General features: G+C 63.7%; 24 protein-coding genes. 9 read left to right on the top strand and 15 right to left on the bottom strand.

All coding sequences use genetic code 11. The annotated features are described in order from the left end of the window. The first annotated feature begins 36 nt into the window (after positions 1-36). On the top strand, positions 37-930 hold the full coding sequence (locus B0W80_RS08750; RefSeq protein WP_076998738.1) for a LysR family transcriptional regulator: 894 nt from the start codon (positions 37-39) through the stop codon (positions 928-930). 113 nt (positions 931-1,043) lie between these two features. Further along, positions 1,044-2,036 (top strand): Bug family tripartite tricarboxylate transporter substrate binding protein, encoded by a 993-nt coding sequence (locus tag B0W80_RS08755; protein WP_076998739.1) that lies wholly within the window; start codon positions 1,044-1,046, stop codon positions 2,034-2,036. A 23-nt stretch (positions 2,037-2,059) separates the two neighbouring features. On the opposite strand, the gene B0W80_RS08760 is transcribed toward B0W80_RS08755, so the two are convergent. The 7 genes from B0W80_RS08760 to B0W80_RS08790 form a co-directional block, all read right to left on the bottom strand. Then, complete coding sequence (locus B0W80_RS08760; RefSeq protein ID WP_076998740.1) at positions 2,060-2,536, bottom strand: molybdenum cofactor biosynthesis protein MoaE; 477 nt, start codon at positions 2,534-2,536, stop codon at positions 2,060-2,062. Between the two features lie 103 nt (positions 2,537-2,639). Further along, on the bottom strand, positions 2,640-2,894 hold the full coding sequence (moaD, locus tag B0W80_RS08765; protein WP_076998741.1) for a molybdopterin converting factor subunit 1: 255 nt from the start codon (positions 2,892-2,894) through the stop codon (positions 2,640-2,642). A gap of 2 nt (positions 2,895-2,896) precedes the next feature. Further along, the gene (glp, locus tag B0W80_RS08770; protein ID WP_083745264.1) at positions 2,897-4,114 is read right to left on the bottom strand and encodes a gephyrin-like molybdotransferase Glp; all 1,218 of its coding nucleotides are present in this window, start codon (positions 4,112-4,114) and stop codon (positions 2,897-2,899) included. A 22-nt stretch (positions 4,115-4,136) separates the two neighbouring features. Further along, entirely contained in the window at positions 4,137-4,682 is a 546-nt protein-coding gene (gene mobB / locus B0W80_RS08775) for a molybdopterin-guanine dinucleotide biosynthesis protein B (RefSeq protein ID WP_076998743.1), read from the bottom strand. Positions 4,683-4,697: 15 nt separating this feature from the next. After that, positions 4,698-6,113 carry a threonine synthase gene (gene thrC, locus B0W80_RS08780; protein ID WP_076998744.1) on the bottom strand — a complete coding sequence of 472 codons (1,416 nt, stop codon included), beginning with the start codon at positions 6,111-6,113 and terminating at the stop codon, positions 4,698-4,700. Continuing rightward, positions 6,113-7,435, bottom strand: coding sequence for a homoserine dehydrogenase (locus B0W80_RS08785; protein WP_076998745.1), 1,323 nt, complete (start codon positions 7,433-7,435; stop codon positions 6,113-6,115). Before B0W80_RS08785 ends, thrC begins: the two co-directional genes overlap by 1 nt. A gap of 41 nt (positions 7,436-7,476) precedes the next feature. Continuing rightward, positions 7,477-8,700, bottom strand: coding sequence for a pyridoxal phosphate-dependent aminotransferase (locus B0W80_RS08790; protein ID WP_076998746.1), 1,224 nt, complete (start codon positions 8,698-8,700; stop codon positions 7,477-7,479). A gap of 66 nt (positions 8,701-8,766) precedes the next feature. On the opposite strand from B0W80_RS08790, the gene B0W80_RS08795 reads away from it, so the two are divergent. The 6 genes from B0W80_RS08795 to B0W80_RS08820 all read left to right on the top strand — a co-directional run bounded on the left by B0W80_RS08795 (position 8,767) and on the right by B0W80_RS08820 (position 13,522). After that, positions 8,767-9,153, top strand: a complete 387-nt coding sequence (locus tag B0W80_RS08795) for an Mth938-like domain-containing protein (RefSeq protein WP_076998747.1) — start codon at positions 8,767-8,769, stop codon at positions 9,151-9,153. A gap of 166 nt (positions 9,154-9,319) precedes the next feature. Then, complete coding sequence (locus tag B0W80_RS08800) at positions 9,320-9,796, top strand: peroxiredoxin (RefSeq protein ID WP_076998748.1); 477 nt, start codon at positions 9,320-9,322, stop codon at positions 9,794-9,796. 191 nt (positions 9,797-9,987) lie between these two features. Then, the gene (locus B0W80_RS08805) at positions 9,988-11,721 is read left to right on the top strand and encodes a PhoH family protein (RefSeq protein ID WP_076998749.1); all 1,734 of its coding nucleotides are present in this window, start codon (positions 9,988-9,990) and stop codon (positions 11,719-11,721) included. Between the two features lie 141 nt (positions 11,722-11,862). Next, a complete protein-coding gene (locus B0W80_RS08810) occupies positions 11,863-12,318 on the top strand; it encodes a GyrI-like domain-containing protein (RefSeq protein WP_076998750.1) in 456 nt (151 codons plus the stop codon). A 1-nt stretch (position 12,319) separates the two neighbouring features. Next, positions 12,320-12,793, top strand: a complete 474-nt coding sequence (locus tag B0W80_RS08815; RefSeq protein WP_076998751.1) for an MGMT family protein — start codon at positions 12,320-12,322, stop codon at positions 12,791-12,793. An 18-nt stretch (positions 12,794-12,811) separates the two neighbouring features. Then, positions 12,812-13,522: a YafY family protein gene (locus B0W80_RS08820; protein ID WP_076998752.1), complete on the top strand. Its 711-nt coding sequence runs from the start codon at positions 12,812-12,814 to the stop codon at positions 13,520-13,522. Positions 13,523-13,540: 18 nt separating this feature from the next. Here B0W80_RS08820 and dnaB read toward each other — a convergent pair whose 3' ends face one another. The 7 genes from dnaB to ppsA form a co-directional block, all read right to left on the bottom strand. Beyond that, positions 13,541-14,944, bottom strand: coding sequence for a replicative DNA helicase (dnaB, locus tag B0W80_RS08825; RefSeq protein ID WP_076998753.1), 1,404 nt, complete (start codon positions 14,942-14,944; stop codon positions 13,541-13,543). A gap of 187 nt (positions 14,945-15,131) precedes the next feature. Continuing rightward, positions 15,132-15,584 (bottom strand): 50S ribosomal protein L9, encoded by a 453-nt coding sequence (rplI, locus tag B0W80_RS08830; protein WP_076998754.1) that lies wholly within the window; start codon positions 15,582-15,584, stop codon positions 15,132-15,134. Positions 15,585-15,597: 13 nt separating this feature from the next. Then, on the bottom strand, positions 15,598-15,879 hold the full coding sequence (gene rpsR / locus B0W80_RS08835; RefSeq protein ID WP_019655919.1) for a 30S ribosomal protein S18: 282 nt from the start codon (positions 15,877-15,879) through the stop codon (positions 15,598-15,600). 18 nt (positions 15,880-15,897) lie between these two features. Then, positions 15,898-16,200 (bottom strand): primosomal replication protein N, encoded by a 303-nt coding sequence (gene priB, locus B0W80_RS08840; protein WP_076998755.1) that lies wholly within the window; start codon positions 16,198-16,200, stop codon positions 15,898-15,900. Between the two features lie 4 nt (positions 16,201-16,204). Then, entirely contained in the window at positions 16,205-16,579 is a 375-nt protein-coding gene (gene rpsF, locus B0W80_RS08845; protein WP_076998756.1) for a 30S ribosomal protein S6, read from the bottom strand. A gap of 125 nt (positions 16,580-16,704) precedes the next feature. Continuing rightward, complete coding sequence (locus tag B0W80_RS08850; protein ID WP_076998757.1) at positions 16,705-17,208, bottom strand: hypothetical protein; 504 nt, start codon at positions 17,206-17,208, stop codon at positions 16,705-16,707. Positions 17,209-17,413: 205 nt separating this feature from the next. After that, complete coding sequence (ppsA, locus tag B0W80_RS08855; protein ID WP_076998758.1) at positions 17,414-19,807, bottom strand: phosphoenolpyruvate synthase; 2,394 nt, start codon at positions 19,805-19,807, stop codon at positions 17,414-17,416. Positions 19,808-20,001: 194 nt separating this feature from the next. Here ppsA and B0W80_RS08860 point away from each other — a divergent pair, with 194 nt between their 5' ends. After that, positions 20,002-20,823, top strand: a complete 822-nt coding sequence (locus tag B0W80_RS08860) for a pyruvate, water dikinase regulatory protein (protein WP_076998759.1) — start codon at positions 20,002-20,004, stop codon at positions 20,821-20,823. A 67-nt stretch (positions 20,824-20,890) separates the two neighbouring features. Here B0W80_RS08860 and ahpF read toward each other — a convergent pair whose 3' ends face one another. Beyond that, the gene (ahpF, locus tag B0W80_RS08865; protein WP_076998760.1) at positions 20,891-22,468 is read right to left on the bottom strand and encodes an alkyl hydroperoxide reductase subunit F; all 1,578 of its coding nucleotides are present in this window, start codon (positions 22,466-22,468) and stop codon (positions 20,891-20,893) included. Positions 22,469-22,484: the final 16 nt, after the last annotated feature.

Genomic DNA, 22,484 nt, shown 5'->3' on the forward strand with positions numbered 1-22,484 from the left:
GATCACCAGCCTTGGCACCGTCCCTAGAATGCCGCGATGGACCTGCGTCAGCTTCGCCAGTTCGTCGCCGTCGCGGAAGAGCGCAGTTTTCGCCGCGCGGCGGAGCGCCTGCACGTGTCGCAGCCGCCGCTGTCGGTGGCGGTGCAGCGGCTCGAGGCCGAGGTGGGCGCCACCCTGCTCGACCGCACGCGCCACCACGTGCGGCTGACGGTGGCCGGCGAGGCCTTCCTGCGCGAGGCCCGGCGCACGCTGGCCCATGCGCAGTTGTCGGTCGAGATCGCACAACGCGCCGCGGCCGGCAAGCTGGGCGCGCTGCGGCTGTCCTTCGTGCCCAGCGCCGCGCTCGACGTGGTGCCGCAATTGCTGCGGCGCTTTCGCCAGGACTACCCCGACGTCAAGCTGGTACTGACCGGCGACACCACGTCGCAGCAGATGGCAGCGCTGCTCAACGGGGCGACGGACGTCGGCATCGTGGTGCCGCCGCTGCACGATGCGGGCGACTTCCGCGTTCAGCCTTATTGCGAGCAGGAACTGATGCTCGCGGTGCCCGACACCCATCCGCTCGCGCATCAGAAGCGCGTGCAGTTGCGCGATCTGGCATCGGAAAGCTTCGTCGGCTTTCCGTTCAAGGAAGGGCCCGGCTTCGAGAGCGTGGTGATGGCGGCGTGTCAGGACTGCGGCTTCATCCCGAACTTCGTGCAGGTGGCGGCGCAGATGCAGACCATCCTGGCGCTGGTGGGCGGCGGGCTCGGCATCGCGCTGGTGCCGCAGGCCATGCAGGCGGTGCAGACCGCCCACGTGCACTACGTGCAGGTGCGGCGGCGCAACGTATCGGTCAAGTACCAGTTGGGCCTGGCCTATCGCCCGTCCAACAACAACCCTGCGCTCGCGGCCTTCATCTCGATGGCGCATCGCCTGCGACGGCGATGATGCCTTCGCACTGCGTCGTCACGCGGCCGGCTCGTTCAGAATATCGCCCTGCCGTGGAGCGGGCACGCCGGTTGCTCGCACCTCGTACCTTCCTCAATCGACTGGAGTCGCACATGTTCTCTTCAAGGATGCCGCGCGCATCGCGCCGTGTCTTCACGCTCGGGCTGGCCGCCGCGGCGGTCGGTCTCGCCGGGCTTGCGCAGGCGCAGCAAGGCGCGCCGATCAAGCTGCTCGTCGGCTTTCCGGCCGGCGCAGGAACCGATGCCATCGCCCGCACGCTGGGCGAAAAGCTCAAGGACGAACTGGGTGCGCCCGTGGTGGTCGAAAACCGCGCAGGCGCCGGTGGGCAGATCGCAGCCCAGGCGCTCAAGGCTGCCGCGCCCGATGGCCACACGCTGTTCCTGACGCACGACCACTCCATCTCGATCCTGCCGCAGGTGGTGAAGAACCCGGGTTTCAACCCGTCGGCCGACTTCGTGCCGGTCGCCGGCTTCGCCACCTTCGCCAACGTGCTGGCCGTCTCGGGCGGCACACCTGCCAAGAGCCTGGACGAGTACATCAAGTGGACGCGCACCCAGCGCGGCGGCAAAGAGACGATCGGCGTGCCGGCCCCGGGCTCGATCCCCGAATTCCTCGTGAAGATGATCGCGACCAAGTACAAGGTCGACGTGCAGGCCGCGCCCTACCGCGGCAGCGCCCCCATGACGGCCGACATGCTGGGCAACCAGATCAGCGCCGGCATCGCTTCGGTACCCGACTTCATCGAGAACCACCGCGCGGGCAAGGTGCGCATCGTGGCCGTGATCGGCAGCAAGCGCCAGGCCCTGCTGCCGCAAGTGCCGACCTTCACCGAACTCGGCTTCGCCAATCTGGAAGACCTGCCCTACTACGGCGTGTTCGCGCCCGTAGGCACGCCGCAGCCGGTGATCGACCGCTTCGGCGCGGCCCTGCAGAAGGTGCTGGCCATGCCGGACATCAAGCAGAAGCTGACCACGCTGGGCTTGACCGTGGCCTACGAGCCGCAGGGTCAGTTCGCGGGACGCGTGCGCACGTACACGCAGACATGGGAGCAGATCATCCAGCGGAGCGGGTTCACGCCACAGTAGGTGTCGGCGGCCGGTGCCGGCGCTCAGGCGTTGCGCGCTTCGATGCCCCAGCGCGCCAGGGCCGCATCGTCGTCCACGCGCGCATCGACCCAGCGCGCGCCCTCGGGCGTCTGTTCCTTCTTCCAGAACGGCGCCTGGGTCTTGAGGTAGTCCATGAGGAACTCGCAGGCCTGAAAGCTCTGACCGCGGTGCGCCGAGATGACGGCGACCATCATGATCTGGTCCAGCGGTTGCAGCAGCCCCACGCGGTGGACCACGCGCGCACCGAGGATGTCGAATCGGCGATGGGCCTCGTCGATCATGGCCTCGATGGATTTCTCGGTCATGCCGGGGTAGTGCTCCAGCTCCATCGAGACAACGTCGCTGCCGTCGTTGCGGTCACGCACGGTGCCGATGAAGCTGCACACCGCGCCGATGCGCCTGTCGTCCTCGCGCAGCGCGGCGACCTCCTGCGCGAGGTCGAAATCGGCTGTCTGGATGGAAACTCGGGGGCCGGGCATGCCCGGATTGTGGCACCGCCGATTCACCGCGCCTGTGGGAGCGACGTGCACTGCACAAGTCGGAGGCAACGTTGGTGGAGGCGCTTTTCGCTGCAGGCCGCGCTCAGCCGCCCGTGACCGGCGGGAAGAAGGCGACTTCCTGCCCTTCCTGCAGGGGCGCGGTCTCGGCGCTCATGACCTGGTCCAGCGCCATGCGCACGGCATTGCCGCGGGCCAGGGCGGCTGCGTGGGGCTCGCCGCGGGCGATCAGCTCGTCGCGCAGTGCGCCGAGGTCGGCCGCATCGGTCTGGACCGTTTCGCTGCCGGTGCCCAGCGCTTCGCGCACCGAGGCGAAATAGCGCACGGTGACCTTCTTCATGCTCAGCCCAGCAGCGAGGCGAAAGGAATGAACTGCACCATGTCGCCGGCCTTGAAGGGCTGGCCTGCGGGCGTGTCGATCACGCCATCGCCCCAGACCATCGAGGTCAGCACGCCCGAACTTTGGTTGGAGAACAGGTCGAGTCCGCCTGCCGCATTGCGGCGCGCACGCAGGAACTCGCGCCGGCGGTCGGCGCGCGGCCAGTCGAAATCGGCGCGCATCGCGACCGGCTCGGGCGCCACGCGATGCACGCCTTGCAAGGTCAGCAGGAAGGGACGCACCAGCAGCAGGAAGGTGAGAAAGCTCGAAACCGGATTGCCTGGCAGCCCGGTGAGGTGTGCATTGCCGATGCGGCCATAGGCGAAGGGCTTGCCAGGCTTCATCGACAGCGACCACAGGTCGAGCTGGCCGAGCGCCTGCACGGCGGCTTTGATGTGGTCTTCTTCACCCACCGAGACGCCGCCGGTGGTGATGATCAAGTCGCTGCGCGCCGACGCACTGCGCAGAGCCTCGATGGTCGCATCGCGGCGGTCGGGCACGATGCCCAGGTCATGAACCTCGCAACCCAGCCGATGCAGCAGGGCACGCATGAAAAAGCGGTTGGAGTTGTAGATGGAGCCCGGCTTCATCGCCTCGGGCGCCACTTCGCCAGGCATGACAAGTTCGTCGCCTGTGGACAGCAGGGTCACGCGCGGGCGCTTCGACACCTCCAGGCGATCGAGTCCGACGCTTGCGGCGAGGCCCAGGCCCGCAGGCGTCAGGCGCTCGCCGCGCGAGAGCACCACGCCGCCGGCCGCAACGTCTTCGCCGGCACGGCGTATCCACTGGCCGGCAGCGGGTGCGATCTCGACGCGCACGCGGCCGAGGCTGCCCTCCTCCGCGAGCGCAGCCGTGTCTTCCTGCATCACCACCGCGTCGGCGCCGTCGGGAATCTGCGCGCCCGTGAAAATGCGGGCCGCCGTACCAGCCGCCAGCGGCGTGCCCACGGTGCCGGCCGGGATGCGTTGGGCCACCTGCAAGACAGCCCCGGGCTCGACGCAATCGGCGCTGCGCACGGCATAGCCGTCCATCGAGCTGTTGTCACGCGGGGGCACGGTGAGGCCGGACACCACGTCCTGCGCGAGCACGCGGCCATCCGCCTCGAAGGTCGACACGAACTCGGTGCCGAGTGGCGGGCTCGCAGCTGCGAGCAGCCGCGCGAGCGCGTCGTCCAGCGGCATCAGTGGGGGGCGTTTGGATGATTCAACCATGGCGATTGACCTTGTACTCGAAACGGGCCGCGTTCTGCAGCAACCAGGCACCAATGCCATCGGCGTCGTTCAGGTCGAACACGGGCAGCCCGGTGGCAGTCGGCAGGCGCTCGGGCGTGTCCGTTGCGATGGCGACGATGAACTCGTCCTCCGCATAGCGCGCCGGCCGGGGTGCCTGGCCGGGCTCAGGCTCGCGCCACACCTCGATCTTGCGCAGGTCGCTGTGCTTGAAGCCTTCGACCAGCACCCAGTCCACACGCGGGTCCAGTTCTGCGATGAGTTCGTGCACGCCGAGCTGGGTGGGCCGCTCGAACTCGCGGATCAATGCCAGGCGCTTGTCGGAAGCGACCACCACTTCGAAGGCACCGGCCTCGCGGTGGCGATAGGTGTCCTTGCCCGGATGGTCGATGTCGAACTTGTGGTGCGCGTGCTTGACCACCGAGACGCGTTGATCCTGGAGCCGGAGCACCGGGATCAGCCGTTCGACCAGCGTGGTCTTGCCGGCACCCGAATAGCCGGCGAAACCGATGGCCTTCATGCCTCGCGCGCCGGATCAGTCACAGTGCTGTGCGATGTAGGCCTTGACCGCACCGACGTCGGCAGGCAACTTCACGACGCGGCGCGGCAATGCCTCGATGCCATTGAAGCGCGCCGGCCGATCGGGCGAGCGGCCCAGCGCTTCGACGATGGTCTCGGCAAACTTGATGGGCAGCGCGGTTTCCAGAACCACCATCGGCACGCCCGGCGACAGGTGCTCGCGTGCGGCCTTGAGGCCGTCGGCAGTGTGCGTGTCGATCAGCGTGGCGAAGCGCCTGTCGGTATCGCGGATGGTCGCAAGGCGATCGGCATGGGTGCTGCGGCTGCTCGCGAAGCCGAAGCGATCGGTCGCCTGGGAGAAGGCCGGGTCGTCACTGAGGTCGAATCGGCCTTTCGGGCCCAGATCGCCCTCGAAGAGCGCGCGCGTCTTCACTGCGTCACGGCCGACCAGGTCGAACACGAAGCGCTCGAAGTTGCTGGCCTTGGAGATGTCCATCGACGGGCTCGACGTCTCGTGCGTGTCGGCGGCCGAGCGCACGCGGTACACGCCTGTGCGGAAGAACTCGTCGAGCACGTCGTTCTCGTTGGTGGCCACGACAAGCGTGCGGATCGGCAGGCCCATCATGCGTGCCACGTGGCCGGCGCAGACGTTGCCGAAGTTGCCGGACGGGACGGTGAAGCTCACCTGCCTGTCGTTGCTGCCCGTGGCCTGGAAGTAACCGGCGAAGTAGTAGACGACCTGCGCGAGCAGGCGTGCCCAGTTGATCGAATTGACGGTGCCGATCCGGTACTTGCGCTTGAAGTCCAGGTCGTTCGAGACCGCCTTGACGATGTCCTGGCAATCGTCGAACACACCTGCAACGGCCAGGTTGTGGATGTTGGGGTCTTGCAGGCTGAACATCTGCGCCTGCTGGAAAGGGCTCATGCGACCGTCCGGCGACGTCATGAAGACGCGAACGCCCTGCTTGCCGCGCATGGCGTACTCGGCGGCGCTGCCGGTGTCGCCGCTGGTCGCGCCGAGGATGTTGAGCTCTTCGCCGCGGCGGCCCAGTTCGTATTCGAACAGGTTGCCCAGCAGCTGCATGGCCATGTCCTTGAAGGCCAGTGTGGGGCCGTTGGACAGGGCTTCGAGGTACACGCCGTCCTCGAGCTCGCGCAGCGGCACGATCTCTGCCGTGCCGAAGACTTCGGCGGTGTAGGTCTTGGCGCAGATCGCTTTCAGGTCGGCGGCAGGGATGTCGTCGATGTACAGCGAAAGCAGCTCGAAGGCCAACTCGTGGTAGCTCAGCTTGCGCCAGTTCGCGAGCGTGGCGGCATCGACTTGCGGGTAGCGCTCGGGCAGGTACAGCCCGCCGTCGGGCGCCAGACCCTCGAGCAGGATCTCGCAGAAGCGGCGGCGCTCCGGATGGCCGCGCGTCGAGAGGTAGCGCATCAGGACAGTTCTTCCTTGCGAATGCGCACGATGGGCGCGAGCACCGTCGGCAGCGCCTGCAACTGTGCCAGGGCTTCGTCGAGCGTGCCTTCGCGCGTGTCGTGGGTCAGGATGATCAGATCGGTCTGCGTCGAGCCCTCGCCGCCCACTTCGTCGGCCTCGCGCTGCAGCACCGCGTCGATGCTGATGCCGGCGCTGGCGAGCAGGCCCGTGACCTTGGCGAGCACGCCGGCCTCGTCGGCCACGCGCAGGCGCAGGTAGTAGCTGGTCACGACCTCAGACATCGGAAGGATGCGCAGGTCGCTCATCGAATCGGGGTGGAAAGCCAGGTGAGGCACACGGTGCGCAGCATCGGCGGTATGCAAACGGGTGACGTCCACCAGGTCGGCGATCACCGCGCTGGCGGTCGGCTCGCTGCCGGCGCCCTTGCCGTAATAGAGCGTGGTGCCGACGGCGTCGCCGTTGACCACCACGGCATTCATCGCGCCTTCGACGTTGGCGAGCAGCCGCTTGGAAGGCACCAGGCTCGGATGCACGCGCAGCTCGATGCCCTGGCCCTTGCGCTTGGTCACGCCCAGCAGCTTGATGCGGTAGCCCAGCTGCTCGGCGTACTTGATGTCCTGGGCCGCCAGCTTGGTGATGCCCTCGACGTGCGCCTTGTCGAACTGAACCGGGATGCCGAAGGCGATGGCGCTCATCAGCGTGACCTTGTGGGCAGCGTCCACGCCTTCGATGTCGAAGGTGGGATCGGCTTCGGCGTAGCCCAGGCGCTGGGCTTCCTTGAGCACGGTGGCGAAGTCCAGGCCCTTGTCGCGCATCTCGGACAGGATGAAGTTCGTCGTGCCGTTGATGATGCCGGCGATCCACTGGATGCTGTTGGCGGTCAGGCCCTCGCGCAGCGCCTTGATGATCGGGATGCCGCCGGCCACTGCGGCCTCGAAGGCCACCATCACGCCTCTGGCGTGAGCGGCCGCGAAGATTTCGGTGCCGTGCACGGCCAGCAGGGCTTTGTTGGCTGTGACCACGTGCTTGCCTGCGGCGATCGCCTCGAGCACGAGTTGACGGGCGATGCCGTAGCCGCCGATCAGCTCGACCACGATGTCGATGTCGGGGTTGGCGATCACGGCGCGCGCGTCGTTCACCACCTGAACGCCCTCGCCCACGGCGGCCTTCGCGCGTGCCACGTCCAGATCGGCAACCATGGTGATCTCGATGCCGCGGCCGGCGCGGCGCTTGATTTCTTCCTGGTTGCGCTGAAGCACCTGGAAGGTGCCGTTACCGACCGTGCCGATGCCGAGCAGGCCAACTTGGATGGGTTTCATTCGATTCGTCTGGAGATGGAACAGGGAACGTGCCGCGAAGATCAGGCGTTGCGGCTGCGGTAGCGTGCAAGGAAATCGGCGATGCGCTTGATCGCCTCGCGAAGATCGTCTTCGTGGGGCAGGAACACGATGCGGAAGTGATCCGGCGTCGCCCAGTTGAAGCCGGTCCCTTGGACCAGCATCACCTTGGTTTCCCGCAGCACCTCGAGGAAAAATTGACGGTCGTCCTGGATCGGATAGATCTTCGGATCGAGCTTGGGGAACATGTAGAGGGCCGCGCTGGGCTTGACGCAGGTGACACCGGGAATGGCGGTGATCAGCTCATAGGCCAAGTCGCGCTGATGACGCAAGCGCCCGCCGGGCCCCACCAGTTCGTTGATGCTTTGGTAGCCGCCGAGCGCGGTCTGGACCGCCCACTGTCCCGGCACGTTCGGGCACAGGCGCATGTTCGAGAGCATGTTGAGGCCCTCGATGTAGTCCTGCGCCATCTTCTTGTCGCCCGAGATGACCATCCAGCCGGCGCGATAGCCGCAAGAACGGTAGCTCTTCGACAGCGAATTGAAAGTCAGCGTCAGCACGTCTTTCGACAGGCTGGCGATGGCGGTGTGCTTGACGTCGTCGTACAGAACCTTGTCGTAGACCTCGTCGGCCAGGATCACCAGGTTGTGCTCGCGCGCAATGGCGACCAGGCCCTCGAGCAACTCGTCCGAATACAGCGCACCCGTGGGGTTGTTGGGATTGATGACGACGATGCCCTTGGTACGCGGCGAGATCTTCGCGCGGATGTCGTCGAGGCTGGGCATCCAGCCGTTGTCCTCGTCGCACAGATAGTGGACCGGCGTGCCGCCGGAAAGGCTGGTGACGGCCGTCCACAGGGGGTAGTCGGGTGCGGGCACCAGCAGTTCGTCGCCGTCGTTGAGGAGTGCATTGGCGGCCATCGCGATCAGTTCGCTGGCGCCGTTGCCAAGGTAGATGTCGTCGAGGGTGACGCCCGCGATGCCCTGCTTTTGCGTCTCGTGCATCACCGCCTTGCGTGCCGCGAAGATGCCCTTGCTGTCCGAGTAGCCGGACGAAGCCGGCAGGTTGCGGATCATGTCCTGCTGGACTTCCTCGGGTGCATCGAAGCCGAACGGCGCCAGGTTGCCGATGTTCAGCTTGATGATCTTCTGGCCCTCTTCCTCCATCTGCTTCGCGGCATCCATGATGGGACCACGGATGTCGTAGAGCACGTTGGCCAGCTTGGCCGATTTCTTGAGCGGTTTCAAAGTCCCTCCAGGGGCGGGTGCACGGGGGAAAACCTATAATTTGACCACAGTTCCCCGGCCTTTCTGATGAAGCTCCAGCCCGACAAGTCCGACGTCCAGACCCTCACTGCACATGGCCCCGGCTGGGTGGCAGTCAACAACGAAAAGATCGAATCCAGCGTGGTGGTGGGCTCGCACGGCGAGCGCTTCGCCTGGGATTGCGACCGCTTCGAACAACTGGGCCCCGCCCAGTTCGCCCAGCTCGCCGAACTCGGTGCCGAGTTGGTGATCTTCGGCAGCGGCGCCCGCATCCGATTTCCTCAGCCTGCCTGGCTCCAACCACTGATGGCGCGCCGCACGGGCCTGGAGACGATGGATACCGCAGCAGCTTGTCGCACCTACAACATCTTGGCCGGTGAAGGCCGGCACGTGGTCGCGGCGCTGTTGGTCGAGAGGCCCGAGGCTGGGCAATGAGGGTAGTTTCGAGCTAAAATACCGGGTTGCAAACCGGCGGCCCGTTTCGCAAAGCACCCGTCCAGCAACGACCAATCTCCATCGTATCGAGCGCCCTGGGCGAAGCCAAGAGCCACTTGCTCCAGGCTGGTTCGAGCGATGGAATCAAACGGAGAAAACAAGTTTCATGGCGATCGTTGTCAACAAACCCATCCCTGAATTCGACGCCAATGCCACCGGCGGCATCAAGGTATCGAACACCTCGCACCTCGGTCAAGTGCTGGTGATGTACTTCTACCCCAAGGACAACACTCCCGGCTGCACCACCGAAGCCATGCAGTTTCGTGACCGCTACAAAGACTTCGTCAAGGCCGGAGCCACCGTGTTCGGCGTATCGCGCGACAACATGAAGTCGCACGAAGAGTTCAAGGCCAAGCTCGAGTTGCCCTTCGAACTGATCGCCGACACCGAAGAAAAGATGTGCCACATGTTCGGCGTGGTCAAGAACAAGATCATGTACGGCAAGAAGGTCAAGGGCATCGAGCGCAGCACCTTCCTGATCGGTCCCGACGGCGTGCTTCAGGCCGAATGGCGCGGCCTCAAGGTACCGGGCCACGTCGATGACGTGCTCAAGGCCGTCAAGGCGCTCAAGAAGCCTGCCTGAACGGCAACATTCGTGAGCTTTTGCCAGCAGGCGTTGGCGGTGCACAACGAACACGAGACCTGTCACACCTGATGTGCATAATGGTTTCATGCCGTTGAGCTCCGCGACCGCATCCACCGAACAAAGCCGCTTGGGTCTTCAGGCGGCTTTTTCGCTTTCTGGCCCTCTCTTTTCTGCGAGCAAACTGCCACATGCCTCTTCCTCCCGCCCCCACGAAACGCGCCGCACTGCTTTCGCCGGATGCGCACGATGCGCCTGCCCGCTCCCAGCATGGGAAGGGCGGCCGGCGGTCCTCTGACCGGCGCGCTGAAGAAACCCGATCCAGCGGGCCCCAACCTCTGGAGCTATTCGACCGCCACGCCGCGGAAGGGGCGGCATCGATCGAGTCGGTGCCTCTGGCGAAGCAGAAGGCGCCTGCGCCCGTCATGGCACGAAGTTCGGAGGAAAGCCGCCCTGCCCTATCCCCGACACCGGTCCCTGCAACTGCACGGCCAAAGCGCGGCAAGTCGAGCGGCCCCGCCAAGCTCTTCGTGCTGGACACCAATGTCCTGCTTCACGATCCCATGTGCCTGTTCCGTTTCGAAGAGCACGACATCTTCTTGCCGATGATCGTTCTCGAAGAACTGGATGGTCACAAGAAAGGCACGACCGAGGTCGCTCGCAATGGCCGCCAGGCAAGTCGCACGCTGGACGCGCTTGCCGCCGCCCAGGGCGCCGACATGGGCAAAGGCCTGAAGCTCGATTCGACCGGCCACAGGGAGTCCGGCGGCAAGCTGTTTTTTCAGACCAACCCGCTCGACTACACGTTGCCCACCAGCCTGCCGCAGGGCAAGGCGGACAACCAGATCCTCGGCGTCGTCCAGGCCCTGCGTGATCTTTACGCCAAGGACGCGCCTGGGCGCCCCGCTCAAGAAGTTGTGCTGGTGTCGAAGGACATCAACATGCGCGTCAAGGCGCGTGCACTCGGCCTCGCTGCAGACGACTACCAGAACGACAAAACGCTCGATGACGGCGACCTGCTGTACTCAGGCTCGATGGCTCTGCCGGCGGACTTCTGGACCCGCCAGAGCAAACCCATAGAGAGTTGGCAAAGCGGCAGCAGTACCTTCTATCGGGTCAGCGGCCCGCTGGTGCCCAATCTGTACATCAACCAATTCGTCTACTTCGAGGCGCCCGGCGAGCCGAGCATGTATGCGCGGGTGACGGAGATCCGCGACAAGACGGCCGTGCTGAAGACACTCAAGGACTACGGCTCGATCAAGAACGCCGTGTGGGGTGTCAACACGCGCAACCGCGAGCAGAACTTCGCGATGAATCTGCTGATGGACCCGGAAGTGGACTTCGTGACCTTGACCGGCACGGCCGGCACTGGCAAGACATTGATGGCCCTGGCATCCGGCCTCACCCAGGTGCTCGACGACCGCCGTTACACCGAGATCATCATGACCCGCGCCACCGTGAGCGTGGGCGAGGACATCGGCTTCCTGCCTGGCACCGAGGAAGAGAAGATGGGTCCGTGGATGGGCGCACTCGACGACAACCTGGAATTCTTGGCCAAGGGCGACGGCGGTGGCGCCGGCGAATGGGGTCGCGCGGCCACCAATGAACTCATCCGAAGCCGCATCAAGATCAAGAGCATGAACTTCATGCGCGGACGGACCTTCCTCAACAAGTACGTGATCATCGACGAAGCACAGAACCTGACGCCTAAGCAGATGAAGACGCTGGTCACGCGGGCAGGCCCGGGCACGAAGATCATCTGCATGGGCAATCTGGCGCAGATCGACACGCCCTACCTGACCGAAGGCTCCTCAGGCCTTACGTTCGCAGTGGACAAGTTCAAGGGTTGGCCACACAGCGGGCACATCACGCTGGCGCGCGGCGAACGCTCGCGACTGGCGGATTTCGCAAGCGACGTCCTGTAGCCCGATCCGCCGGCTGGCGGGTCGGCGATCTCTCCAAAAAAATGCGCGGAGGCTGCTGACAGCACGTTGTCAGTAGCCTCGTCGCAGCATGCGGGCATGAGTTCGAGTCTGATCGACAAGACTTTCATTGGAGAGAGAACCATGCAACCTCAACTGCAACGTCACGCAGGCCTCGCCATCGCTGGACTGACCATTCGCACCAGCAATCACGAGGAAAGCGATCCGCACTCGGCGCGCATCAGCAAGCTCTGGACCCGCTTCTTCGACGAGCGCGTCTACGCCGCCACGCCGCATCGTGTCGACGACATGCGGCTCTACGGCGTCTACTCCGCTTATGAGTCCGACGCGTGCGGCGCTTTCGACTTGACCACTGGCGTGGCGGTATCGGGCGGCGCCGCGGCCGTAAAGGTCGAAGCCGGCGACTACCTGGTCTTCTCGGGTCAGGGCGAAATGCCGCACATGGTGCTCGCGCTGTGGGATTCGATCTGGCAGTATTTCGAGCAACATCCCGATGTCCGGCGAAGCTATCGCAGCGATTTCGAGGCTTACAGTGGGCCGGATCAGGTTGCCATTCACATCGGCGTGATCATGGATTGATATGAGCGCTACCCGCACGCACAAGGACTGGCGCGCGCGCCTTGCCGGCTATCCCCGCCTGCCCGAGGTCAAGCCCATCCCAGACCGCATGCAGGCTCGCCACGGCACGGGCACGATCTTGATCACCTCGCCGCGTGAAGTCGACGAAGCCATGAGGCGGGTGCCCGAAGGTCGGTTGGCGACAGTTTTCGGCATCGGCGAGTCGCTTGCGCGCGTCCATGGCGCGAGCATCGGCTGCACGGTCACCACGGCCATTTTCGCCAGCATGGCGGCGAAGGCTGCAGAGGAGGATATCCAAGCCGGCACGGCAGGGGTCACGCCATACTGGCGAACGCTCAAGGCGAATGGCGAGCTCAATCTCAACTACCCGGGTGGGCTGGAGGACCTGATGCGCCGCCTCGAGTCCGAAGGCCATGTGATCGTCCAGCGCGGGCGCCGATACTTCGTTGAAGACTTCGAAAAGAAGCTTGTCTGAGGCCGAGGCTTCCCACGCATGCGCCGCGCAGACCGCTTGTTCCAAATCGTCCAGCTCATACGCGGACGGCGCCTCACGACCGCGGCTTTTCTCGCGCAACGCCTGGAAGTATCGGATCGCACCATCTACCGCGACGTCGCCGATCTCCAGCACCAGGGCGTGCCGATCGAAGGTGAAGCCGGCATGGGCTACCGGCTGGGTTCTGGATTCGATCTTCCCCCGCTGATGTTTACGCAGGACGAGGCCGCGGCACTTGTCGCCTCTGCGCGGCTCGCGCAAAGTTGGGTCGACCCCGCCATGGCGCAGGACGTTCGGACCGCGCTGGGCAAGATCCTCTCGGTCCTGCCGCCTGCCGCAAGGGTGTCGGCTGAAAGCCTTCCCTTCTTCGCGCCGGCGCTCGCACTCGACGACGGAACGCGCGCCAGGCTGCAGACGCTGCGTGAGGCGGTGCAGTCACGCCACAAGCTGCGGATGGACTATCACGATGTCAGCGGCGCTCCAAGCCAGCGCATCGTGCGCCCGCTGGGATGCTTCTATTGGGGTCGGGTCTGGACTTTTTCAGCCTGGTGCGAGCTTCGCGAAGACTTCCGTGGTTTCCGCATCGATCGGATCCAGCACATCGAGATTCTTTCCGAGCGTTTTCGCGACGAGCCCGGCAAGACACTGGCAGAGTTTCTGAGGCGGCTGGAGGAAGATCCGGCCAACCCCGAGCCGTCCAGGCTTCAATAGCGTTCGAACCTCGACGCTTTAGAAGTGATCACCGCTGCTGGCCAGGTTCTCGAACTTGGTGAGCGGCTTGAGGAAGGCGAGCTTCACTGCGCCCGTCGGCCCGTTCCGGTGTTTGCTGATGATCACCTCCGCCACGCCCGGCTCCTTGCTGTCCTTGTTGTAGTAGTCATCGCGGTAGATGAACATGATCAGGTCGGCGTCCTGCTCGATGGCGCCGGACTCGCGCAGGTCACTCATCATGGGGCGCTTGTCGGTGCGGCTTTCCACGCCGCGGCTGAGCTGGGACAGCGCAATCACCGGACACTTGAGTTCCTTGGCCAGCATTTTCAGACCACGCGAGATCTCGCCGACCGCAGTCGCACGGTTCTCGTCGTTCATGCTGCCAGAGACACTCATTAATTGAAGGTAGTCGACGACGATCAAGCCGAGCCGCCCGTACTGGCGCGCAAGGCGACGCGAATTCGCGCGCAGCTCACTCGTCGTCAGGCCTGGCGTTTCGTCAATGTGCAGCGATACGTTGCGCAGCTTTTCGATCGCTTCCGTCAAACGCGGCCACTCCTCGTCGCTGAGCTTGCCAGTGCGAAGATGGCCTTGGTCGATGCGCCCAATCGAACCCACGATCCGAACCGCCAGCTGAGCGGCGCCCATTTCCATCGAGAAGACCGCCACCGGCAGGCCCTCGTTGAGTGCCACGTGTTCGGCGATGTTGATGGCGAGCGACGTTTTCCCCATGGATGGTCGGGCCGCCAGCACGATCATGTCGCCCGGCTGCAGGCCCGAGGTCATCTTGTCGAACTCGTAGAAGCCGGTGCGCACGCCCGTGATGTCATTGGGGTTGTCCGCCATCTCGCTCACGCGGTCGAGCAGTTCGACCACCAGGGTATCCATGCTCTGGAAGCCCTGCTTCATGCGCGAACCTTCTTCGCCGATGTTGAAGATCTTCTGCTCGGCCTCGTCGAGGATCTTGTCTACCGACTTTCCCTGCGTATTGAATGCGTTCGTGGCGATCTCGTCGCTTGCGCTGACCAGCTTGCGCAAGATCGAGCGCTCGCGAACGATTTCGGCATAGCGGCGAATGTTGCTTGCGCTGGGCACGTACTGCGCCAGTGCGTTCAAGTAATTCAGACCGCCGACCTCCTCCGCCTTGCCAAGCCCCTGCAGCTGCTCGAAGACCGTGATGACATCGGCGGGCTTGCTGGCGTTGATCAGCGCGCCGATGGCGGCATAGATCAGCTTGTGCTCGTGGCGATAGAAATCGGCGTCCACGAGAAGGTCACCCATGCGGTCCCACGCGCCGTTATCCAGCAGCAGACCGCCCAGCACGCTCGATTCGGCCTCGATGGAGTGGGGAGGAATTCGCAGCTGTGCGACTTGGCGATCGGCCGATGGGTCGTTGTCGGCATAGGAATAAACGGCTGACATGAACTTCCTTGGAGCCACACATGCTAAGCCGCATGGCGCTCAGCGTCACTTGATAACGCTGTGGATAAGCAGTGACTTTTCGGTGCAGCACGCAGGACAACTGCAGCTGCAAAAGACGAGGGCCGCCCGAAGGCGGCCCTGCGAGAAACTAGGCAGCAGCTGCCGCCTGTTCTTGATGCCGAATGCGTCAGGCGCTTTCGCCGTACACCGTGACGGTGATGTCGACCACGACGTCGGTGTGGAGCGCAACGCTCACCGTGCTGTCCCCAACAGTCTTGATCGGGCCGCTGGGCATGCGCACTTGCGACTTCGCGACCTTGTAGCCTTGCTTGTTGAGCTCGTCCGCAATATCTTGGTTGGTGACAGAGCCGAACAGACGTCCGTCGACACCCGCCTTTTGCGTGAGCTTGACGGCGGTACCGCCGAGCTTCTCGCCCTGGGCTTGCGCTTCGGCCAGCTTGCCGGCGGCGGCCTTCTCGAGTTCGACGCGCTTGGCTTCGAATTCAGCCTTGTTGGCTTCGGTGGCACGACGCGCGCGGCCCGTGGGGATGAGGAAATTGCGGGCATAACCGTCTTTGACCTTGACGATCTCGCCGAGCACGCCGAGGTTGACGACCTTGTCCAGAAGAATGACTTGCATGGTGTTCTTCTCCTTAGACGCGATGTTGGTCGCTGTACGGCACCAGCGCGAGGAAGCGGGCGCGCTTGATTGCGGTGTTGAGCTGGCGTTGGTAGATCGCGCGCGTACCGGTCAGGCGGGCGGGAATGATCTTGCCGTTTTCGCTGATGAAATCGCGCAGGGTGTCGACGTCCTTGTAGTCGATTTCTTCGACGCCGGCGACGGTGAAACGGCAGAAGCGCTTGCGCTTGAAGAGCAGCGACTGGGTGTTGCGCTTCGGACGCTTGTCCTTGTTGAACTTCTTGAACGTGGCCATGGTGGGACCTCTCGAAAATTAATCTTGCTGAAAATCCTGGATGTGCAGCACCGGATGCTTGCCGTTGCGCGGTGTGGCAAGGAAACCCTGGAAACGCCAGAGACTTCCCATACCCTGCCTCGCGAGCCGCTCGGCCACTGCGCCGAACGCGACAGCCTTGAGGGCCGCCTTCACCTGCCGGGGTTGACTCGCCTCCGTTATCGTCGACTCGTGTTCGAGAAGAAGATCGATGGCGGGTAGGCCGGCAGGCGTGAATCGCAAAGCACCGAGCTCGGCGACGCAGGCAGTCAGCACCAGCTGATTGACCGCGACGGCGCTCACACCATCAGTTGCTGTTGGCAGCGTATTCGGCTTGCTGAGCCTTGCGGGCCTCTTCGCGCTCCACCGTCTTCATCATCGACGAAGGACCGGTATCGGCCTTCTTCTTGACGACGGTCAGGTGACGCAGAACCGCGTCATTGAACTTGAAAGCATGCTCCAGCTCCGCCATCACGACCTGCTCGGCCTCGATGTTCACGCACAGGTAGTGCGCCTTGTTGAGCTTGTTGATCTGGTAAGCCAGTTGACGACGGCCCCAGTCCTCGACGCGGTGGACCTTGCCACCGCCCGCGGTGATCATGCCCTTGTAGCGCTCCAGCATGGCCGGGACTTGTTCGCTTTGATCCGGATGGATCAGCAGAATGATTTCATAGTGACGCATGGCACTCCTTGTGGGTCTTCCGTAGAAGGGATAAAGCCACCCGCGGCGTCAGACGCAGTGTGGCAAGGCAAAGCCGGCTATTGTAGCAGGCAATGCCAACCGCGAGTGCTTTTGAGGCGGTGGGCTCAGATGCCCAGTGCCCGATCCAAAGCAGCGGCCTTCTCCGGGCCCACGGCAGCCCGAATCTTGGGCGCCAGCGCCAGCAATTGCTCGTAACCTGTCGTGCCTTCGACGGCGAGATTGAGCCTGAATCCGCGCAACCCGAGCCCGCCGGTCAGTTGGGTCGCGATGGGGTAGGCGTCCTTGTAGCGCTCTTGATTCGACTTCGCGGACGAAGGCGAGGGAGCACCGCCCGAGGCAGGCTCTGGCCGCGGCTCCCACACCGGCACAGCAGGAACGTCGACGGATGCTGCGTTGGCGGCATCAGCTCTTGTGCCGACTTGACCCAGCAACCCAAGCTCGACCATCAGGTCGATGTCCTCGGCAGCAATGCCCATGCCGGCCGCAAGCACCTCATGCACCGAACGCTTGCCATCGAACAGGATGAACGCCGAGCGTTGGCGCGGCGTCAACCTTATCGAGCGGTCTTTGAAGGCCTGCTGACCGGCTTCAGTCTTGACAAGAATCATTGGCGGTCCTCTACCCGAGATCCCGGAACACGCTCGCTTCTTGTCGCCTTGTGCAAGCCATTCGGGACGGCTCCCTGGAGGCCGAGAAGTTTGACACCAAAGATTGGCTTGGCCGCAAAAGCATCAAGCTGACGCAGAAATTACAGCTTGATGTCGTGAGGAAAGTAGCACTCCGGCGGAGCCGAGGCCACGCCGGAGCAGACCCTTAATCGCGGGCCAATTGCCGCCAGGTGTCGATCACGCTGTCGGGATTGAGCGAGATCGATTCGATGCCCTGTTCTGCCAGCCAAGCCGCGAAATCGGGATGATCGCTTGGACCTTGCCCGCAGATGCCGACGTACTTCCCCTGTGTCTTGCAGGCCTTGATGACGCGGGAGAGCAAGGCCTTGACGGCGGGATCCCTCTCATCGAAGTCGGCCGCCAGCAGTTCCAGGCCGGAATCACGATCGAGCCCCAGCGTCAGCTGCGTCAGATCGTTCGACCCGATCGAGAAACCGTCGAAGTACTCCAGAAACTCCTCGGGCAGTACTGCATTGCTGGGCACCTCGCACATCATGATCAGCTTGAGGTCCTTTTCGCCGCGCTTGAGACCATGGTCGCCGAGCAGCTCGGTGACACGCTTGGCCTGGCCCAAGGTGCGAACGAAAGGCACCATGATCTGCACATTGGTCAGGCCCATTTCGCCACGGACGCGCTTCAAGGCCTCGCACTCCATGGCGAACGCTTCTCCGAAGTCTTCGCTCAGGTAACGAGCCGCACCGCGGAAGCCCAGCATGGGGTTTTCTTCTTCCGGCTCATAGCGGCTGCCGCCTATGAGCTTGCGGTACTCGTTGGACTTGAAGTCCGACAAGCGCACGATCACGGGCTTGGGCCAGAAGGCGGCGCCAATGGTGGCAATGCCTTCCGCCACCTTGTCCACGTAGAACGCACGCGGTGAAGCATGACCTCGCGCCACCGACTCGACCGCCTTCTTGAGGTCGACATCGACGTTCGGGTAGTCGAGGATCGCCTTCGGATGCACGCCGATGTTGTTGTTGATGATGAACTCGAGCCGCGCCAAGCCCACCCCGTGGTTCGGCAACTGAGCAAAGTCGAAAGCCAGCTGAGGATTTCCGACGTTCATCATCAACTTGATGTCGATCTCGGGCATCTCGCCGCGCTGGACCTCGGTGACCTCGGTTTCAAGAAGGCCGTCGTAGATGAAGCCGGTGTCGCCCTCCGCGCAGCTCACCGTGACCAAGGTGCCGTCCTTCAGCAGATCGGTCGCGTCGCCGCATCCGACGACCGCAGGAATTCCAAGCTCGCGCGCGATGATCGCTGCGTGGCAGGTGCGCCCGCCGCGGTTGGTGACGATGGCAGCAGCGCGCTTCATCACCGGCTCCCAATTCGGGTCGGTCATGTCGGTCACCAGCACGTCGCCGGGCTGCACCTTGTCCATCTCGCTGATGCTGTGGACCAGCCGCACAGGGCCCGTGCCGATCTTCTGACCAATCGCACGTCCTTCGGCGAGCACGGCTCCGCGGCCCAGCAGCTTGTAGCGCTGCTCGGCTTTGCCTTGCTGCTGGCTCTTCACTGTCTCCGGCCGGGCCTGGAGGATGTAGAGATGGCCGTCGGTGCCGTCCTTGCCCCACTCGATGTCCATGGGACGACCGTAGTGCTGCTCGATGACCAAGGCGTACTGGGCCAGTTGTTCCACCTCGGCGTCGGTCAGCGAGTAACGGTTGCGTTGCTCGGCCGGCACATCGGTAGTCTTCACCAGCTTGCCGCTGGCCGCCTTCTCGGCGGCGGTGGCGAACTCCATCTGGATCAACTTGGAGCCCAGATTGCGCCGGATCACCGCACGGTTTCCGGACTTGAGCATGGGCTTGTGCACATAGAACTCGTCCGGGTTGACCGCGCCCTGCACAACCGTCTCGCCTAAACCGTAGCTCGATGTGATGAAGACCACGTCCTGAAAGCCGGACTCGGTGTCGATGGTGAACATGACGCCGGCGGCACCCAGGTCGCTACGCACCATGCGCTGGACGCCGGCAGACAGCGCCACAACGTCGTGGGCGAAGCCCTTGTGCACCCGATAGCTGATGGCGCGATCGTTGTAGAGGGAGGCGAAGACCTCCTTCATCTTGTGGAGAACGTCTTCGACGCCGACCACGTTCAGGAAAGTTTCCTGCTGGCCCGCGAATGAAGCATCCGGCAGGTCTTCGGCGGTCGCCGACGAGCGCACTGCGAACGACGCGTCCGGGTTGCCGGCGCTGAGTTCGGCAAATGCCACATGAATCGCCTTTTGCAAATCCGCAGGAAAAGGCTGCGCCTCAACCATGCTGCGGATCTCGGCGCCGGCCGCTGCCAGGGCGCGGACGTCTTCCGTATCCAAGCTCTTGAGCTTCGCGCTGATTCGGTCGGCCAGACCGTCATGGGCCAGGAACTCACGAAAAGCATGGGCAGTGGTCGCGAAGCCGGTCGGCACGCGGACGCCTTGTGGCAATTGCGAGATCATCTCGCCAAGGCTGGCGTTCTTGCCGCCGACCGCCTCGACGTCGGTCATCCTCAGGTTTTCAAACGGTACGACCAGGGCGGTCGCTTCGAAGAGTTGAGACATGGGAAAGCTCCAGAAGTTGAAACCGGGGCGGCATGCAGGCGGCAGCGGGGCGCGATCATTCTTGTTGCTCTGGGCGCAGGCGCGGGGTGCATGTAAAAGGCGTGGGGGTGGCGGGAACGCTCTGGCATTCCCGATAATCGTCCGGATTGTAGGCGCCGAGCAGGTCGGTACGCCGCAGGACAAGGCCGCCAAGAATGCACACACGCACTGTTTTCTTCGTTTCAGACGGCACCGGCATCACGGCCGAAACCTTCGGTAACGCCGTTTTGGCCCAGTTCGAGATCAAGCCTCGCCATGTGCGCCTGCCATTCACCGACACGGTGGACAAGGCGCACCAGGCTGTCCGGCGCATCAATCACACGGCCGAGGTGGAGGGGATCAGGCCCATCGTCTTCACCACGTTGGCCAACATGGACGTGCTCGAGGTGATCGAAACTGGTTGCAGAGGCATGCTGCTCGACATGTTCGGCACCTTCGTGCGCCCTCTCGAGATCGAGTTGGCGATGAAGTCGAACCACCGGATCGGACGGTTCAGCGACGTTAGCAAGAGCAAGGAATACAACGCCCGCATCCAAGCCATCGACTTCAGCCTGGCGCATGACGACGGGCAAAGCAACCGCGACCTTGAAAGTGCCGATGTGATCCTGGTGGGTGTCAGTCGCAGCGGCAAGACACCGACGTCGCTCTATCTCGCCATGCAGCACGGCTTGAAGGCTGCCAACTACCCGCTGATTCCGGAAGACTTCGAGCGCAGGCAGCTTCCGCCTGCACTGATGCCACATCGCAAGAAGATCTTCGGCCTGACGATCCAGCCTGAGCGCCTCAGCGAAATCCGCAACGAGCGCCGCCCCAATTCGCGCTACGCCAGCATCGAGAATTGCCGGCACGAGGTGAGCGAGGCCGAAGCGATGATGCGCCGCGCCGGCATCCGCTGGCTATCGACGACAACCAAATCGATCGAGGAAATCGCGACCACGATCCTGCAGGAATTGCGGCCGGAACGCTTGACCTATTGAGGCTGAAGAGAGATCGCTTCCGTGACCCGCGAAATGTGGGCCGAACATCGGCGATCTCAGGTTCGCATCAAGCCGTCCCGACGCTTTCCGCAGGTGCAGAGCTACGAATCAGGTGATCGAAGGCGCTGAGTGCCGCCTTCGCGCCATCGCCGGCCGCAATGATGATCTGCTTGAACGGCACCGTCGTTGCGTCGCCCGCCGCGAACACCCCAGGCACTGAGGTCTGCCCCTTGGCGTCGACGACGATTTCGCCGTGCTTCGACAGATCGACAGTGCCTTTCAACCAGTCGGTGTTAGGCACAAGGCCGATCTGGATGAACACGCCCTCCAGCGGCACTTGGCGGCTTTCACCGGTGGCACGGTCCTTGTAGGTGAGGCCATCCACCTTCTGCTTGTCGCCGGTGATCGCGGTAGTTTGCGCATGCGTGACCACGTCGACGTTGGCCAGGCTGCGCAGCTTGCGCTGCAGCACTTCGTCGGCACGCAGTTGCGTGTCGTACTCGATCAGCGTCACATGTCCCACGATGCCGGCCAGGTCGATCGCGGCCTCGACGCCGGAGTTGCCACCGCCGATCACAGCTACGCGCTTGCCCTTGAACAGGGGTCCGTCGCAATGCGGGCAATACGCCACGCCCTTATTCTTGTATTCCTGTTCGCCAGGAACGTTGATGTTGCGCCACCGTGCGCCGGTCGAGATGACGACTGAGCGGCTCTTGAGCGACGCCCCGCTCTCCAGCTTGACCTCGATGAAGTCATCGCCGGGTACCAGCGCCGCCGCACGCTGCAGATTCATGATGTCGACGTCGTAGTGGCGAACGTGCTCCTCGAGCGCAAGTGCGAATCGGGGTCCTTCCGTTTCCTTGACAGAGATGAAGTTCTCGATGCCCATCGTGTCGAGGACTTGCCCCCCGAAGCGCTCCGACGCCACACCGGTACGAATGCCCTTGCGCGCCGCGTAAACCGCCGCCGCCGCGCCGGCTGGCCCGCCGCCGACGATGAGGACGTCGAAGGGCTTCTTCTCCGCAATCTTCTTCGCCTCGCGTTCCACGCCACCGGTGTCGATCTTGGCGAGGATCTCTTCCAGACTCATGCGGCCCTGGCCAAACTCGGTGCCGTTGAGGAAAACAGTGGGCACGGCCATGATCTGCCGGTCGTTCACCTCAGCCTGGAACAGCGATCCATCGATCATCGTCGCCTTGATGCGCGGATTCTGGATCGCCATCAGGTTGAGAGCCTGAACAACATCTGGGCAGTTGTGGCAAGTCAGCGAGATGTAGATCTCGAACTCGAAGTCGCCGTCGAGCGCGCGAATCTGCTCGAGCAGGGCATCGTCCACCTTGGGCGGATAGCCACCAACCTGCAGCAGCGCCAGCACCAGGGATGTGAACTCGTGGCCCATCGGCAGGCCGGCAAAGCGGGGGCCGTTGCTCTGACTGGGCCGATTGATCGAGAACGAGGGCTTGCGGTGGTTGTCGTCGCGACTCTCGCTGACCTTCACCAGCGAAGACGACTCCGCTACATCTTTCAGCAACGATTGAAGTTCGATCGATGCCTTGCCGTCGTCGAGCGAAGCGACGATTTCTACCGGCTGACTGATTCGGTCGAGGTAGCTTTTGAGTTGTGCTTTGGTGCCGGCGTCGAGCATGGTGAACCTGATTCCT

This window comes from Variovorax sp. KK3, from assembly GCF_001984055.1.
Lineage (GTDB): Bacteria > Pseudomonadota > Gammaproteobacteria > Burkholderiales > Burkholderiaceae_C > Variovorax.